Source organism: Aeromicrobium sp. 10G20-16 (genome assembly GCF_055809665.1).
This window is the reverse complement of sequence record NZ_CM147919.1, coordinates 3,005,745-3,019,502: the sequence shown is the minus strand read 5'-3', so window position 1 is coordinate 3,019,502 and position 13,758 is coordinate 3,005,745. Positions and strand designations below refer to the sequence as shown.

Below are 13,758 nucleotides of genomic sequence, written 5' to 3'. Positions count from 1 at the left end.
GCCCACTCCTCCCCTCGATCCAGGGATGCCCATGTCTGACCACCTCGCGACCTCCGTCCTCGACGCAGCACAGAAGTCGGCAGACGCGTCCTTCCCGTTGGCGCGCCGAGGTGGCTACGACAGCGACGCGGTCGACTCGTTCACCCGGTCCCAGTCGGCCGAGCTGCAGCGTGCGGCCGAGGCCCTGAAGTCGGCCGAGGACGAGAACGCGAACCTGCGCAACCTGATCGAGAAGCTCAAGGATCGGGTCGAGGCCGTCGAGAAGCCGACCTACACCGGGCTGGGCAACCACGCCGCCCAGCTGCTCGGCCTGGCCGAGCAGGAGGCGGAGGACGTGCGCACCCGAGCGGTGCGCGAGGCCGACGAGCTGGTCAAGAAGGCCGAGGAGGAGGCCGCCGTGGTGCGCGCGGCAGCCGTCAAGGACGCCGAGGCGACCAAGGCCAAGGCACTGGCCGAGATCGACGAGCGCCGCAAGGCTCTCCTCGAGGAGGCCGAGGCGATGAACGCCGACACCAAGGCCCACACCGCCGATCAACGGGCGCACGCCGAGCGCGAGGCCGCCCAGCTGCGGCTGGCAGCGGAGCAGGAGTCGCAGAACATGCGGCTCGGCGCCACCCGCGAGGTCGAGCAGGCCCGCGCCGCAGCAGACCGCGAGGTCACCGAGGCCCGCCGCGTGCTGGCCGTGGAGAAGGAGCGGCTCGCCCGCGAGGCCACCGAGGCCCATCAGGCCGCCGCGCAGCAGACCGCCCAGCTCGTCGCCGACGCCGAGGCTCGCGCTGCGGCTGCCGACGACCGCGCGCGCGACGTGATGGCGCAGGCCGCCAAGGCGCGCGACGCCGCCAGCGACGAGGCCACCCGTCTGCTCGAGACGGCCAAGCAGGAGGCCGAGGCGCTGATGAGCGGCGCCCAGGCCGACGCCGAGCACCTGCGTGCCAGCGCCACCACCGACACCGAGCGCCAGACGCGCATGCTGCGCTCGGAGGTCGAGGACCTGCAGCGCAAGCGCGACGGGATCATGGCGCAGATGGGCCAGCTGCGCGACATCGTCTCCACCTTCGCACCGGAGGCCGCACAGGCCGTCGACAAGGCGTCGTCGCCCAAGGCCGTGGAGGCCAGCCCGGCCGAGCCCGAGACCGTCGATGCGGAGATCGTCGAGGACGACGCCTGAGCGTCAGAGCCGACGCCGCCAGCAGGCGGTGTGCCAGTGGCGTCGTTCGTCGATCGCCTCGGCGCTGAGCAACGCCTTCTCCACCGGCCAGACCAGCAGGTGACCCGACCCCGGCTGCACGAGCTGGTGGCACCCGGGGCACCGGTACTGCTTGGCGGCCCCGCTCAAGGTGCGCACGTGCCACTGCACCGAGCCGCGGGTCTCGATGGCGTCGTTCACCGCACGGGCCGAGCCACGCTCATCGGGTCGACGGCTGTGACGGCGGGGCACACCTCAGATCATAGAGAGCGGCGCACGGGGCAGTGCGACGTGATCGCGGGCACCGGAAGCGTCAGAGGCAGTAGCTGTGGATCGTGCCCCGGCCCGCCTTCTGGGCGATGACCGCATCGCCGAAGGCCAGCACGTCCGCTGTCCGGTCGCTGCTGTACTCGAAGACGACCTGATCGGTCAGGGCCGGCTCGGTGCGGCACGACAGTCCGATGGACTCCTGCGCCGTCACCAGCTGCTGGGTGGCCGGGCCGGCGGTCGGACGATCCGGCACCTGTACGCCGGGCAGCAGGCCGAAGACGCCGACGGACAAGGCGGCGATCGACGTGACGACGGCGGCGTTCCAGACCCATCCGGTCCAGGCGCGCGCATCCCAGCCGCCGACGGGCCGCGGGCCCGAGTGGCCAGACCGAGGCTGGAGGGCCTGGATGGGTGAACGTGGCGCCGTTGGTGCCGCCGTCATGATCTGCTCCTGTCAGGTCGTCCCTCTCACCAACAGAGAACGACGCTGACGGCCCGGAGTTATCCACGATCGGCGCCACCGCGATCTGGTCGGCGATCTCAGCTGCAGTACGCGACGACCCAGCCGGCCCGCGCCCCCGATGCCGCCAGCGCCTCGTCGAACGTCACCACCTGCACCTGCTCGACGCCCTCCTCGTCGGCGGCGAATCGGAAGACGACCACGTCGGTCAGCGTCGGCTCCGCGTCGCACTCGAGTCCGTACCGCTCCTGCTCGGCGACGATCCGCGCGGTCGCGAGTGCGGGGTCCGGCAGGGTCGTGGTGTCGGCGCCGGCGAGCGGGTGGACCGCCTGGGGCCAGAGCAGACCGACGATGAGTCCGAGGACGACGGCTCGGACGACGAGACGCCCACGGCGCAGGACCGCCGTTGCGCGGGTCGAGAGTGTGGGCGGGGGCATCGGTCTCCTGCGGTCGGTCCCCCACCAGGGACCAACGACCCTACGGCCACGACGTCACTCGATCAGTAGGTGTGAAACCCCTCACCCGTCTTGCGACCGAGCTTTCCGGCTGCAACGACGGCCTCCAACGAGGCTGCGGGCTGCCATCCGGCGTGCCCGAAGGTCTCGACCAGGGATCGCTGGATGGCCAGCGACACGTCGTTGCCGACGACGTCCAGCAGGGCGAAAGGTCCCATGGGCAGCTGCGTGGCCTTCATCGCCTCGTCGACCTGATCGATGCTGGCGTCGCCGTCCTCGTGCAGCTTGATCGCGTCGTTGAGGTACGGGAACAGCAGGGCGTTCACGATGAAGCCGGCGCGGTCCCCGCACGAGACGGGGTGCTTTCCGGTGGCCAGGCACAACGCGCGCACGGTCTCGTCGACCTCGACCGAGGTGTCGTCGGCCGTGACGACCTCGACCAGCTTCATGACGGCGGCCGGGTTGAAGAAGTGCATGCCGATGACGTCCTGCGGACGCTTCGTGGCGGCGGCACAGGCGTTGATCGACAGCGACGAGGTCGTGGTGGCGAGGATGGCGCCCGGCTTGGCGATGCGGTCGAGGTCGGTGAACAGCTCGAGCTTGATGTCCAGGTCCTCGGCGATCGCCTCGACGATGATGTCGGCGTCGGCGAGGGCCTCGCGCTCGGTGCTGCCGGTGAGGCGCTCGAGCACCGACGACTTGCCGTCCTCGTCCATCTTGCCGCGGGCGACGGCCTTGTCGAGGCTCTTGGTGATGGCGGCGATGACGCCGGCGATCTTGTCCTCGCCGCGGCCGACAAAGGTCACGTCGTAGCCAGCCTTGGCGAAGACCTCGACGATGCCCGACGCCATGGTGCCGGTGCCGACGACGCCGACGCGCTCGATGGTGTGCATGAAGGCCGGCGGCGCCTGCCCGGCGTCTCCCCCGGCGTCGGCGAACGATGCACCGTCGGCTGCGTGGGCCGAGAGCACCGCGGCGGGCTGGTGCAGCTCGTCGCCGCTGGCGGCGTACATCGCCTCGAGGCCGTCGACGACCGTCGTGGCGCCGAGCGCATCGACCAGCGCCAACGGGCCGACCGGGTAGCCGCAGCCGAAGCGCATGGCGGCGTCGATGTCGGGTGCCGTGGCGTAGCCGCTCTCGAACATCGTGGCCGCGTGGTTCAGGTACGGCAGCAGCAACGTGCGGGCGATCTGGGAGTCGGCGCCCTCGCCGTTGATCTGGTCGACGATCTCCTGCATGGCTACTCCTGAGTAGGTTCGGGGTCGTGACAGACTAACGTGACGCCACCACGACCGGAACAGGGTCTTGATGAATCCACGTATGACCGTCGCCACATGGGCGATCGCCGCGGCCTGTCTTGCGGGTTGCACGACGCTCGGCGGCTCCGACGAACCGTCGCCCACGCCCGCCACGGGCGCGCCGTCCCGGCCCGGACCCACGCCGTCGGTCGACTCCTCCACCGACGCTGCCATCGCGATCCGCGGCGACTGGGAGGCTCCCGACGTCGAGTGGGTGGTGCACTTCGAGGAGGACGGCACCTTCACCGAGGACTTCGAGGGCATGCCGGACTTCCGGGTCGGCAAGTACGAGGTCGACGGCGACGTCGTGCGGCTGATCGGCGACGACGGCAACACCGACGAGGGCAAGGTCGTCGACTCCGGCGACACCACGAAGCTGGAGTTCCGGCTCGGCACCCTGACGAGGCAGTAGTGCGCATCGTCATCGCGCGCTGCCAGGTGGACTACGCCGGGCGGCTCACCGCCCACCTGCCGCTGGCCACCCGCGTCATCATGGTCAAGTCCGACGGCTCGGTGCTGATCCACTCCGACGGCGGCTCCTACAAGCCGCTGAACTGGATGAGCCCGCCGTGCACGCTGCGCGAGGGCACGGCAGACGACGGTGTGCCCGAGTGGACGGTCTCGGCCACCAAGACCGACGACACGCTCCGCATCCGGCTCGAGGAGATCCTCAGCGACACGTCGGTCGACCTCGGCGTCGATCCCGGCCTGCAGAAGGACGGTGTCGAGAAGCACCTGCAGGAGCTGCTGGCCGAGCACACCGCCGCGCTCGGAGACGGCATGAGCCTGGTGCGCCGCGAGTACATGACCGCCATCGGCCCGGTCGACCTGTTGTGCAAGGACGGCTCGAACGCATCCGTCGCGGTCGAGATCAAGCGTCGTGGCGACATCGACGGAACGATACAAGCGCCAGCGAAACATGTCGCAGTCGAGATCAAGCGCCACGCCAACATCGATGCAGTCGAACAGTTGAGCCGGTACGTCGAGCTGATGAACCGCGACCCCCAGTTGCGACCTGTTCGCGGAATGCTCGCGGCGCAGACCATCGCCAAGCAAGCACGCACGTTGGCCGAGGATCGCGGCTTCGAATGCGTCGTCGTTAACTACGACGAACTCCGTGGACTCGATGACCCGAGCCTTCGCCTCTTCTAGGCTGTGGCCGTGGAACTCCAGTCACACGACGGCAACCAGTTCGCCATGACGATCGATGGCTACGAGTTTCCCGCAACCAACGGATCGGGTCCGATGGATTGGGACGCAAACTGGCTGATCATCGCAGGGACAGTCAGGTCGGGTCACGAGTCTTGGACCTTTAGAGACCCATCGCTGACCGCTTGGGAGGCTCGGAGACTAGTCGGGTGGTTGCGCAGCGTCTCTGACGGCAGCAAGCGACCTTCACCCGTTGACGACAAGGTCAACGACGGCGACATGTTGGTGTTCACGGAGCCAAACCTCGCCTTCAGTTTCCAAGCCCGGACCTCTGATTTGGTGGTGCTTCGGGTCTATATCTCCCTGGAAGCTCTACCTGACCGACTTGCCGAAGCAGACATCTACGACCACTTCGTCGAGCTGACGCTTTCTCCGAACGACGTGGAGGCAGCAGCCAGAGCGTGGGAGTCCGAACTTCGCGCTTGCCCCGTCAGGTGAAGCGGCGGTTATCGACTGCATCGACGGGGTCGAGCAGCTGACCCGGTACCTCGAGCTGATGAACCGCGACCCCGGCCTGCGCCCGGTGCGGGGCATCTTCGCGGCCCAGGAGATCAAACCCCAGGCCCGCACGCTGGCCGAGGACCGCGGCATCACCTGCGTCGTGGTCAACTACGACGAGCTGCGCGGCATCGACGACCCGTCATTGCGCCTGTTCTAGCCTCGGACCATGCAGATGCCGATACTCCGTGGCGACGGGGTCGTGCTGCGGGCGTGGCGTGACACCGACGTCGAGGTCGTCATGTCGGTGGCCGACGACCCCTACATCCCCCTGGTCAGCAGCGTGCCGACGACAGCCAGCGTCGAGAACGCGCTGGAGTTCGTCGCCCGGCAGCACTCTCGCCTGAGCGACGGCACGGGCTGGCCCTTCGCCGCGGCACCGAGCGAGGACGAGCCGGCGTTCGGATTCGTCGGCGTGCGTCTGCGGGGCGAGGGGCGCGCGTCCCTGGGCTACTGGACAGGCCCGGCTGACCGTGGCCGGGGCCTCACCGCGCGAGCAGTGGGCGTGGCCGCCGACTGGGCCCTGCAGCAGCCCGACATCGACCGCGTCGAGGCGTACATCGAGCCGTGGAACGTCGCGTCGGTGCGCATTGCCGAGCACGCCGGTCTCGAGCGCGAGGGACTGATGCGCTCGTACGCGCCGATCGGCGACCGCCGCATGGACGTCCTGCTCTACGCCAGAGTCGCCTGACTCACTGGAGCGGGACGTCGAAGACCTCGGTGCCGAGGGTGTCCCAGCGGTCGATCTCGCAGCCGTTCTCACGGCTGAACGACGCGTCGACGGCAGCGCCCTGGTAGGTGCCCGTGATGGTGGCGGTCTGCGGGCCGCCGTACACCATCGTGCACACGGCCGCGTCCTCCACGGGGGCGAAGGCGTCGGTGCCGCCGGCCGCGGCGATCGACGTGCAGGCTGCAGCCGCGTTCGGGTGATCACCACCGGGCGGATCGCACGTGAGCGTCATGGCCCGCGGCTCGGCGCCCTCGGCTGCGACCACGGTGATGGCCAGCCGGGTGCCGATGGCGCTGGCGGTCGGATCGGGCTGCGGGTCCGAACCTGCCGTGGAGCCGTCGGACCCGCACGCGGTCACGGTCGCCAGGGCAGCGACCGCCAGGAAGGCGCCGGCGGACCAGCGCACGTCAGGCGCCCGCGACCGGCGGGGCCGTCGGGTCGCCGCCAGCGTCTCGGTCCTCTCGGGCGATCCAGTCCTCGATGCGCTCGTAGTCGTCCTTCGACCGCGTGACGACGGCCAGCAGATCGCTCATCGACGCGACCTCCTCGACCTGCTCCTTGATGAACCACTGCATGAACTGGTCGGAGGCGAAGTCGTTGTTCTCGCGCGCGATGCGGGTCAGGTTGTTGATCTGCTCGGTGACCCGCTTCTCCTGGTCGAGCGCGACCTGGACCGGCTCCACCACGTCGGCGAAGTCGACCCGCGGCGCGGCGAGAGCCGGAATGACCGGCGTCTCGTCGGCGTCGAGCAGGTACTGCACCATCATCATCGCGTGATCGCGCTCCTCCAGCGCCTGAGCGTAGAAGAGCGCAGCCATCTGCGGCATGGTGAGCGCGTCGTAGTAGGTGGCGATCGCCACGTACTGCTGATGGGCGTCGAACTCGTGCCCGATCTGCTCGTTGAGGGTGGTGACGAATGCAGGAGCAGCCATGCGGCCATTGTTCCACATCGACTACTTAGGCGAGCCTCACCTAGGGAGGGTACGATGACGTCGTGCCCAAGCCGCCCAAGAAGAAGTGCTGCAGCGACAAGCCCGCGTGCAAGCGGTGCCCGCTGCAGATGATGAAGAAGGGCACCTTGCCGCCGGGCTACACGGTCAAGAAGCGCAAGCTCGTCAAGATCGCGGACCTGTCGAAGAAGCAGCGCCAGAAGCTCGCGGCCTGACCGTCCCCGACCACCGGCTCACTCCAGACCGTTGGCCGAGCGGATCTCGTCGGCGATGCGGCCCATGATGTCGGTCATGCCGAAGTCCTTGGGCGTGAACACCGCGGCAACGCCGGACGCCTCGAGCTTGCGGGCGTCGGACTCCGGGATGATGCCGCCCACGATGATCGGGACGTCACCGATGCCGGCCTCGGTCATCGCCTTCTGCACCTCGGGCACCAGCTCCATGTGGGAGCCGGACAGGATCGACAGACCCACGCAGTGCACGTCCTCGGCCACGGCGGCCGCGACGATCTGAGCGGGAGTCAGCCGGATGCCCTGGTAGATGACCTCGAAGCCGGCGTCACGGGCACGCACGGCGATCTGCTCGGCCCCGTTGGAGTGTCCGTCCAGGCCCGGCTTGCCCACGAGGAACCGCAGCCGGGTACCGAGCTCTTCACCGGTGCGCACGACCTTCTCGCGCACGGCACTCAGCTCGGCGCCCGCCTCGGCCACGCCGACGACTCCGCTGACGCCGGTGGGTGCGCGGTACTCGCCGAAGACCTCACGCAGGGCGCCGGCCCACTCCCCCACGGTGGCACCGGCACGCACGGCAGCGAGGGTGGCCTCCATCAGGTTGGTGTCGGTCTTGGCCTCACGCTGCAGACGCGCCAGCGCCTCGTCGACCTCACCCTGGTCACGATCGGCACGCCACGCCTGCACGTCGGCCACGGCGTTCGCCTCGGCCTTCGGGTCGGCGACCATGATCGCGCCGTCCAGGTCGGCGGTCAGTGGCGACGGCTCGGTCTCGGTGTACGAGTTGACCCCGACGACCAGCATCTCGCCGGCCTCGATCCTGGCCCGCCGCTCGGCGTGCGAGCCGACGAGCGCCTGCTTCATGTAGCCGGACTCCACGGCCGCGACAGCACCGCCCATGGCCTGGACGCGGTCGATCTCGGCCTTGGCGCTCTCGCACAGCTCGGCGACCTTGGCCTCGATCACCACCGAGCCCTCGAAGATGTCGTCGTACTCCAACAGGTCGGACTCGAACGCGAGCACCTGCTGCAGCCGCAGCGACCACTGCTGGTCCCACGGCCGCGGGAGGCCGAGGGCCTCGTTCCACGCCGGCAGCTGCACAGCGCGGGCGCGGGCGTCCTTGCTCAGCGTGACGCCGAGCATCTCCAGCACGATGCGCTGCACGTTGTTCTCGGGCTGCGCCTCGGTGAGGCCGAGCGAGTTGACCTGCACGCCGTAGCGCAGGCGGCGCATCTTGGGATCCTGCACGCCGTAGCGCTCGCGGGTGATCTCGTCCCAGAGGCGCCCGAAGGCACGCATCTTGCACATCTCCTCGATGAACCGGACGCCGGCGTTGACGAAGAACGAGATGCGGCCGACGACCTTCTCGAACTCCTCGGGCTTCACCTGACCGGAGTCGCGCACCGCGTCGAGCACCGCGATGGCGGTGGTGAGTGCGTAGGCGAGCTCCTGCGTGGGCGTGGCGCCGGCTTCCTGCAGGTGGTAGCTGCAGATGTTGAGCGGGTTCCACTTCGGGATGGTGCTGACCGTGTACGCGATCATGTCCGTGGTCAGCCGCAAGGACGGGGCCGGGCCGAACACGTAGGTGCCGCGCGACAGGTACTCCTTGATGATGTCGTTCTGCGTGGTGCCGGACAGCTGGGCGGGCTCGACGCCCTGCTCCTCGGCCGCCACCTGGTACATCGCCAACAGCCACATGGCCGTGGCGTTGATGGTCATCGAGGTGTTCATCTCGTCGAGCGGGATGTCCTGGAACAGCCGCCGCATCGCCCCGAGGTGCGGGATGGGCACACCCACCTTGCCGACCTCACCGCGGCTGAGCTCGTGGTCGGGGTCGTAGCCGGTCTGCGTCGGCAGGTCGAAGGCCACCGACAGGCCGGTCTGGCCCTTGGCCAGGTTGCGGCGGTACAGGGCGTTGGACTCCGCGGCCGAGCTGTGGCCGGCGTAGGTGCGCATGACCCACGGGCGGTCGCGCTCGGGCTGGACGGGCTGGTCGGACATGCGGTCAGGTTACCGTCCCGTAATCTCACGGTCACCCGAACGGCAGGGCGTCGTGGCTCACACCAGCCCGCGAGGCGCCGCCTACACTCAGGGCCATGGTGAACCTGACCCGTATCTACACGCGCACCGGCGACGCCGGCACGACCCGTCTCGGCGACATGAGCGAGACGTCGAAGCTGGACCTGCGACTGCAGGCCTACGCCGACGTCGACGAGGCCAACGCGCAGATCGGCATGGCCCTCGCCCTCGGCCGTCAGTTCGCCGGGAGCATCGACGACGACGTCGCGCGAGTGCTCACTCACGTCCAGAACGACCTGTTCGACGTGGGCGCGGACCTGTCGTGCCCCATCGTGGAGGACCCGGAGTTCCCCCCGCTGCGCGTCGAGCAGGACTACGTCGACCGGCTCGAGGGCTGGTGCGACCACTACAACGAGCAGCTGCCCAAGCTGCGGTCGTTCATCCTGCGCGGCGGCACCCCGGCGGCCGCGGCCATCCACGTGGCCTGCACGGTCACCCGCCGGGCCGAGCGAGCCGCCTGGGCAGCCCTGGCCGAGCACGGCGACACGATGAACCCTCTCACGGCGCGGTACCTCAACCGCCTCAGCGATCTGCTGTTCATCCTGGGGCGCCACGCCAATCGCGCAGACGGCGACATCCTCTGGGTGCCCGGCGGCGAGCGCTAGCGAGCCGTACATGCAGCACAGCGGCGAGCGCTAGCGAGCCGCACATGCAGCACAGCGGCGAGCGCTAGCGAGCCGCACATGCAGCACAGCGGCGAGCGCCAGCGAGCCGCAGACCAGCACAGCGGCGAGCGCCAGCGAGCCGCAGACCAGCACAGCGGCGAGCGCTAGATGCGCTGGTCCTGACATGACAGGACCGCCCACCCCGAGGGGTGGGCGGTCCTGGTGGATCAGTCTGGGATCAGTCCCAGTCGATCATCCGCTGCGGGGCGTCCCAGTCGATGGCCTTGGCCGGCTTGGTCGGCTTGGCGATGGTCGTCTTCACGACCGGATCGGACGACTTGGGTGCTGCGGTGGCTGCCGGGGCGATGCCCACGACGGAGATGACGGAGACAGCTGCTGCCGCCGCAAGACGCTTGATGAACACGAGAGACCTCTTTGGCTAGGGGGATGACCTCACCCTGATTGTCTCTGACCGCGGGCCCGCGGTCAATGAGAATTAGTCAATTCGGGCCACGACGTGTCGTCACCTGGAGTTACCTCCACAACGACCTACAGCACGTTGTTGACGCGCTGCCCCGGTGGCGACGACTCGAGCCACGACAACAGCCCCGTGAGGGCGTTGGCGCTCATGGCGAACTGGCGCACGCCGCACTCGTTCTTGGTGTCGACGATGACGTGACCCCCGTGCACGGCATGATTCTCGGTGCCCACCGGCAGGCGCCGGCCCTCGATCAGCACGGTGCCGCGTGCGAAGCGGTAGCGCGGTCCCGGCCACAGGGAGAAGGTCCGGTACCAGCAGAGCTCGGCGTCGCGGTACACGGCGAACCCGAGCATCCAGCCCAGTCCGGGCTCGACGTCGCGGTTGGTGCTCATCTCGAACGTGCCGCTGGAACCGCGGGTGATCAGCCGCCGGCGGACGACGAACCAGACGACCAGCAGGACCGCGAGCGCGACGACGAGCGCGAGGGAGTCGATCAACCACCACCACAGCGGCACGGTCGAACCCCCTCAGGTCGTCAGGACGCCTTGCCGACGGTACGGAACTTGGCCTCGGCGCGCAGCACGGCATCGTGGTCCTCTGCCGCGCGCGCCGTGTCGATCTCGTGCTGGAGCGCCGACTCGTCGATCTCGGCCTCGAGGAAGATCTCCTCGCTGAGGATCGAGACGTGGTCGTTGGCCACGGACAGGAAGCCCTCAGCCACCGCCGCACGCACCAGCTCGCCCTCGGTGGCGTGGATGACCACGACACCGGGGACGAGCAACGACAGCAGCGGCGCGTGCCCGGTCAGCACGCCCAGGTCGCCGTCGACCGTGCGCGCGCTGACCTCGCGGGCCTGCCCCGACCACACCACGCGGTCGGCGGCGACGAGCTCGATCTGCAGGGTCACTTGAGGCCCTTCTGGATCTCGTCCCACTTCTTGTCGACGTCCTCGAGGCCACCGCACATGAAGAAGGCCTGCTCGGCCACGTGGTCGTAGTCGCCGTCGCAGATCTTGGTGAAGCCGTCGATGGTCTCGTCGATGGAGACCGTCGAGCCCTCGATGCCGGTGAACTGCTTGGCCACGTAGGTGTTCTGGGACAAGAAGCGCTGGATGCGACGTGCGCGGGACACCAGCGTCTTGTCCTCCTCGCTGAGCTCGTCGACACCGAGGATCGCGATGATGTCCTGCAGCTCCTTGTTGCGCTGCAGGATGCTCTTGACCCGGTTGGCGGTCGTGTAGTGCTCGTTGGAGATGTACCGCGGGTCGAGGATGCGCGACGTGGAGGTCAGCGGGTCGACGGCCGGGTAGATGCCCATGGAGGCGATCTCACGGTTCAGCTCGGTGGTGGCGTCCAGGTGCGCGAACGTGGTGGCCGGCGCCGGGTCGGTGTAGTCGTCGGCGGGCACGTAGATGGCCTGCAACGAGGTGATGGAGTGACCACGGGTCGAGGTGATGCGCTCCTGCAGGACGCCCATCTCGTCGGCCAGCGTGGGCTGGTATCCCACGGCCGACGGCATGCGACCCAGCAGCGTGGAGACCTCGGAACCGGCCTGCGTGAACCGGAAGATGTTGTCGATGAACAACAAGACGTCCTGGTTCTGCACGTCGCGGAAGTACTCGGCCATCGTGAGGGCCGACAGGGCGACGCGCAGGCGCGCTCCCGGCGGCTCGTCCATCTGACCGAAGACGAGGGCGGTCTGTCCGAGGACGCCGGCCTCCTCCATCTCGGCGATGAGGTCGTTGCCCTCGCGGGTGCGCTCGCCGACACCGGCGAACACCGACACGCCACCGTGGTCGCGGGCCACACGGGCGATCATCTCCTGGATCAGCACGGTCTTGCCGACGCCGGCACCGCCGAACAGGCCGATCTTTCCGCCCTGCACGTACGGCGTCAGCAGGTCGATGACCTTGATGCCGGTCTGGAACATCTCGGTCTTGGACTCGAGCTGGTCGAACGCGGGGGCCTTGGCGTGGATGCCGCGGCGCTCGGTGACCTCCCAGGTCTCGCCCTCGGCGAGGTTCATCACGTCGCCGGTGGTGTTGAACACCTTGCCGAGCGTCTGGTCGCCGACCGGGACCATGATGGGTCCGCCGGTGTCGGTGACCGTGGCGCCGCGGACGATGCCGTCGGTCGGGCGCAGGCTGATCGCGCGAACCAGGCCGTCACCGATGTGGAGCGCGACCTCGAGGGTCAGCGTCTCGGTGACACCGTCGATGGTGGTGTCGACCGTCAACGCGTTGTACATGTCGGGGATCTGGTCGGCGGGGAACTCGATGTCGAGCACCGGGCCGATGACCCGAGCCACCCGGCCCGTGGTGCTGCCGGTGGTCTTCTCGTCGATGGTGGCAGTCATGTCTCTCTCACTCCCCAGCGGTCGCGTCGGCCAGCGCATTGGCGCCGCCCACGATCTCGCTGATTTCCTGGGTGATACCCGCCTGGCGGGCCTGGTTGGCAGTACGGGTGTACTTCTGGATCAGCTCTTCGGCGTTGTCGGTCGCCGACTTCATGGCCTTCTGACGGGCGGCGAGCTCGGAGGCCGACGCCTGCAGGAGGCAGTAGTAGATGCGGCTGTGCACGTACTTGGGCAGCAACGCGTCGAGCACGTCGGTGGCCGACGGCTCGAACTCGTACAGCGGCAGGACCTCGTTGGTGTCCGGAACCTCGGTGCCCTCGACGACCTCGAGCGGCAGCAACCGGATGACGTCCGGCTCCTGGGTCAGCATGGACCTGAACCGGGTGAACACGACGTGCAGCTCGTCGACCGCACGGTCGATGTCGGCCGGCTCGCCGTCGATGTCCAGGCCCGTCTCGGTGTCGATGTTGAAGGCGTCCACCAACGTGTTGCCGATCTCGCGGGCGTCGGAGTACTCCGGCTTGTCGGAGAATCCGGTCCACGACTTCACGAACTCGCGCTGGCGGAAGTTGTAGTACGCCTCGGCCTTGCGGCCCGAGAGGTACAGCTCGACGTCCTTGCCCTCGTTCTTGAGCTTCTCGACGAGTCGCTCAGCCTCCTTGAGCACGGCCGAGGAGTACGAACCGGCCAGACCACGGTCGCTGGAGATGACCAGCACCGCCGCCCTGGTGGCGTTCTCCTTCTCCCGCGTCAACGGATGGTCGACGTTGGAGAACGTCGCCACCGCGGAGACGGCGCGCGTCAGCTCGCGGGCGTACGGCGCTGCCGCCGCCGCTCGCTGCTGCGCCTTGATGATGCGCGACGCGGCGATCAGCTCCATGGCGCGCGTGATCTTCTTGGTCGCCTGGGTCGACCTGATCTTCGCGCGTAGCTCTCGTACCGACGCTGCCAT

The 13,758-nt window shown here is 68.7% G+C and carries 19 protein-coding genes and 1 pseudogene; 8 read left to right on the top strand and 12 right to left on the bottom strand.

Annotation, left to right across the window (positions count from 1 at the left end; all coding sequences use genetic code 11):
* The first annotated feature begins 31 nt into the window (after nucleotides 1–31).
* Nucleotides 32–1,168: a hypothetical protein gene (locus tag AC0L5F_RS15600; protein WP_473314340.1), complete on the top strand. Its 1,137-nt coding sequence runs from the start codon at nucleotides 32–34 to the stop codon at nucleotides 1,166–1,168.
* A gap of 3 nt (nucleotides 1,169–1,171) precedes the next feature.
* On the opposite strand, the gene AC0L5F_RS15595 is transcribed toward AC0L5F_RS15600, so the two are convergent.
* The 4 genes from AC0L5F_RS15595 to AC0L5F_RS15580 form a co-directional block, all read right to left on the bottom strand.
* Nucleotides 1,172–1,387, bottom strand: a complete 216-nt coding sequence (locus AC0L5F_RS15595; protein ID WP_473314339.1) for a hypothetical protein — start codon at nucleotides 1,385–1,387, stop codon at nucleotides 1,172–1,174.
* A gap of 112 nt (nucleotides 1,388–1,499) precedes the next feature.
* A complete protein-coding gene (locus tag AC0L5F_RS15590) occupies nucleotides 1,500–1,898 on the bottom strand; it encodes a hypothetical protein (RefSeq protein ID WP_473314338.1) in 399 nt (132 codons plus the stop codon).
* Nucleotides 1,899–1,996: 98 nt separating this feature from the next.
* Nucleotides 1,997–2,353: a hypothetical protein gene (locus tag AC0L5F_RS15585; RefSeq protein WP_473314337.1), complete on the bottom strand. Its 357-nt coding sequence runs from the start codon at nucleotides 2,351–2,353 to the stop codon at nucleotides 1,997–1,999.
* A gap of 62 nt (nucleotides 2,354–2,415) precedes the next feature.
* Nucleotides 2,416–3,609: a 3-hydroxyacyl-CoA dehydrogenase NAD-binding domain-containing protein gene (locus AC0L5F_RS15580; RefSeq protein WP_473314336.1), complete on the bottom strand. Its 1,194-nt coding sequence runs from the start codon at nucleotides 3,607–3,609 to the stop codon at nucleotides 2,416–2,418.
* Between the two features lie 82 nt (nucleotides 3,610–3,691).
* Between AC0L5F_RS15580 and AC0L5F_RS15575 the strand changes: the two genes are divergently transcribed.
* The 5 genes and pseudogenes from AC0L5F_RS15575 (at nucleotide 3,692) to AC0L5F_RS15555 (ending at nucleotide 6,067) form a co-directional block, all read left to right on the top strand.
* On the top strand, nucleotides 3,692–4,081 hold the full coding sequence (locus AC0L5F_RS15575; protein WP_473314335.1) for a hypothetical protein: 390 nt from the start codon (nucleotides 3,692–3,694) through the stop codon (nucleotides 4,079–4,081).
* Nucleotides 4,081–4,821: an endonuclease NucS gene (nucS, locus tag AC0L5F_RS15570; protein WP_473314334.1), complete on the top strand. Its 741-nt coding sequence runs from the start codon at nucleotides 4,081–4,083 to the stop codon at nucleotides 4,819–4,821. The genes AC0L5F_RS15575 and nucS overlap by 1 nt, the downstream gene beginning before the upstream one ends.
* Before the next feature lie 9 nt (nucleotides 4,822–4,830).
* On the top strand, nucleotides 4,831–5,316 hold the full coding sequence (locus AC0L5F_RS15565; RefSeq protein ID WP_473314333.1) for a WapI family immunity protein: 486 nt from the start codon (nucleotides 4,831–4,833) through the stop codon (nucleotides 5,314–5,316).
* A gap of 19 nt (nucleotides 5,317–5,335) precedes the next feature.
* Nucleotides 5,336–5,536, top strand: a pseudogene (locus AC0L5F_RS15560) (endonuclease NucS domain-containing protein); the annotation flags it as partial.
* A gap of 9 nt (nucleotides 5,537–5,545) precedes the next feature.
* The gene (locus tag AC0L5F_RS15555) at nucleotides 5,546–6,067 is read left to right on the top strand and encodes a GNAT family N-acetyltransferase (RefSeq protein ID WP_473314332.1); all 522 of its coding nucleotides are present in this window, start codon (nucleotides 5,546–5,548) and stop codon (nucleotides 6,065–6,067) included.
* Nucleotide 6,068: 1 nt separating this feature from the next.
* Here the strand turns inward: AC0L5F_RS15555 and AC0L5F_RS15550 are convergent, their stop codons facing one another.
* Together AC0L5F_RS15550 and AC0L5F_RS15545 are read right to left on the bottom strand one after the other, a co-directional pair.
* Complete coding sequence (locus AC0L5F_RS15550; RefSeq protein ID WP_473314331.1) at nucleotides 6,069–6,512, bottom strand: SSI family serine proteinase inhibitor; 444 nt, start codon at nucleotides 6,510–6,512, stop codon at nucleotides 6,069–6,071.
* Between the two features lies 1 nt (nucleotide 6,513).
* The gene (locus tag AC0L5F_RS15545) at nucleotides 6,514–7,038 is read right to left on the bottom strand and encodes a ferritin (RefSeq protein WP_473314330.1); all 525 of its coding nucleotides are present in this window, start codon (nucleotides 7,036–7,038) and stop codon (nucleotides 6,514–6,516) included.
* A 62-nt stretch (nucleotides 7,039–7,100) separates the two neighbouring features.
* Here AC0L5F_RS15545 and AC0L5F_RS15540 point away from each other — a divergent pair, with 62 nt between their 5' ends.
* Nucleotides 7,101–7,271 (top strand): hypothetical protein, encoded by a 171-nt coding sequence (locus AC0L5F_RS15540; protein WP_473314329.1) that lies wholly within the window; start codon nucleotides 7,101–7,103, stop codon nucleotides 7,269–7,271.
* Nucleotides 7,272–7,289: 18 nt separating this feature from the next.
* On the opposite strand, the gene AC0L5F_RS15535 is transcribed toward AC0L5F_RS15540, so the two are convergent.
* Nucleotides 7,290–9,287, bottom strand: a complete 1,998-nt coding sequence (locus AC0L5F_RS15535; RefSeq protein ID WP_473314328.1) for a protein meaA — start codon at nucleotides 9,285–9,287, stop codon at nucleotides 7,290–7,292.
* A 95-nt stretch (nucleotides 9,288–9,382) separates the two neighbouring features.
* Between AC0L5F_RS15535 and AC0L5F_RS15530 the strand changes: the two genes are divergently transcribed.
* Nucleotides 9,383–9,970 carry a cob(I)yrinic acid a,c-diamide adenosyltransferase gene (locus AC0L5F_RS15530; protein WP_473314327.1) on the top strand — a complete coding sequence of 196 codons (588 nt, stop codon included), beginning with the start codon at nucleotides 9,383–9,385 and terminating at the stop codon, nucleotides 9,968–9,970.
* Between the two features lie 238 nt (nucleotides 9,971–10,208).
* On the opposite strand, the gene AC0L5F_RS15525 is transcribed toward AC0L5F_RS15530, so the two are convergent.
* The 5 genes from AC0L5F_RS15525 to AC0L5F_RS15505 form a co-directional block, all read right to left on the bottom strand.
* Nucleotides 10,209–10,394 carry a hypothetical protein gene (locus tag AC0L5F_RS15525; protein ID WP_473314326.1) on the bottom strand — a complete coding sequence of 62 codons (186 nt, stop codon included), beginning with the start codon at nucleotides 10,392–10,394 and terminating at the stop codon, nucleotides 10,209–10,211.
* Between the two features lie 125 nt (nucleotides 10,395–10,519).
* A complete protein-coding gene (locus AC0L5F_RS15520; protein WP_473314325.1) occupies nucleotides 10,520–10,966 on the bottom strand; it encodes a DUF2550 domain-containing protein in 447 nt (148 codons plus the stop codon).
* Between the two features lie 20 nt (nucleotides 10,967–10,986).
* Nucleotides 10,987–11,358, bottom strand: coding sequence for a F0F1 ATP synthase subunit epsilon (locus tag AC0L5F_RS15515; protein WP_473314324.1), 372 nt, complete (start codon nucleotides 11,356–11,358; stop codon nucleotides 10,987–10,989).
* Nucleotides 11,355–12,806 carry a F0F1 ATP synthase subunit beta gene (gene atpD, locus AC0L5F_RS15510; protein ID WP_473314323.1) on the bottom strand — a complete coding sequence of 484 codons (1,452 nt, stop codon included), beginning with the start codon at nucleotides 12,804–12,806 and terminating at the stop codon, nucleotides 11,355–11,357. Before atpD ends, AC0L5F_RS15515 begins: the two co-directional genes overlap by 4 nt.
* 7 nt (nucleotides 12,807–12,813) lie before the next feature.
* Nucleotides 12,814–13,758, bottom strand: a complete 945-nt coding sequence (locus AC0L5F_RS15505; protein WP_473314322.1) for a F0F1 ATP synthase subunit gamma — start codon at nucleotides 13,756–13,758, stop codon at nucleotides 12,814–12,816.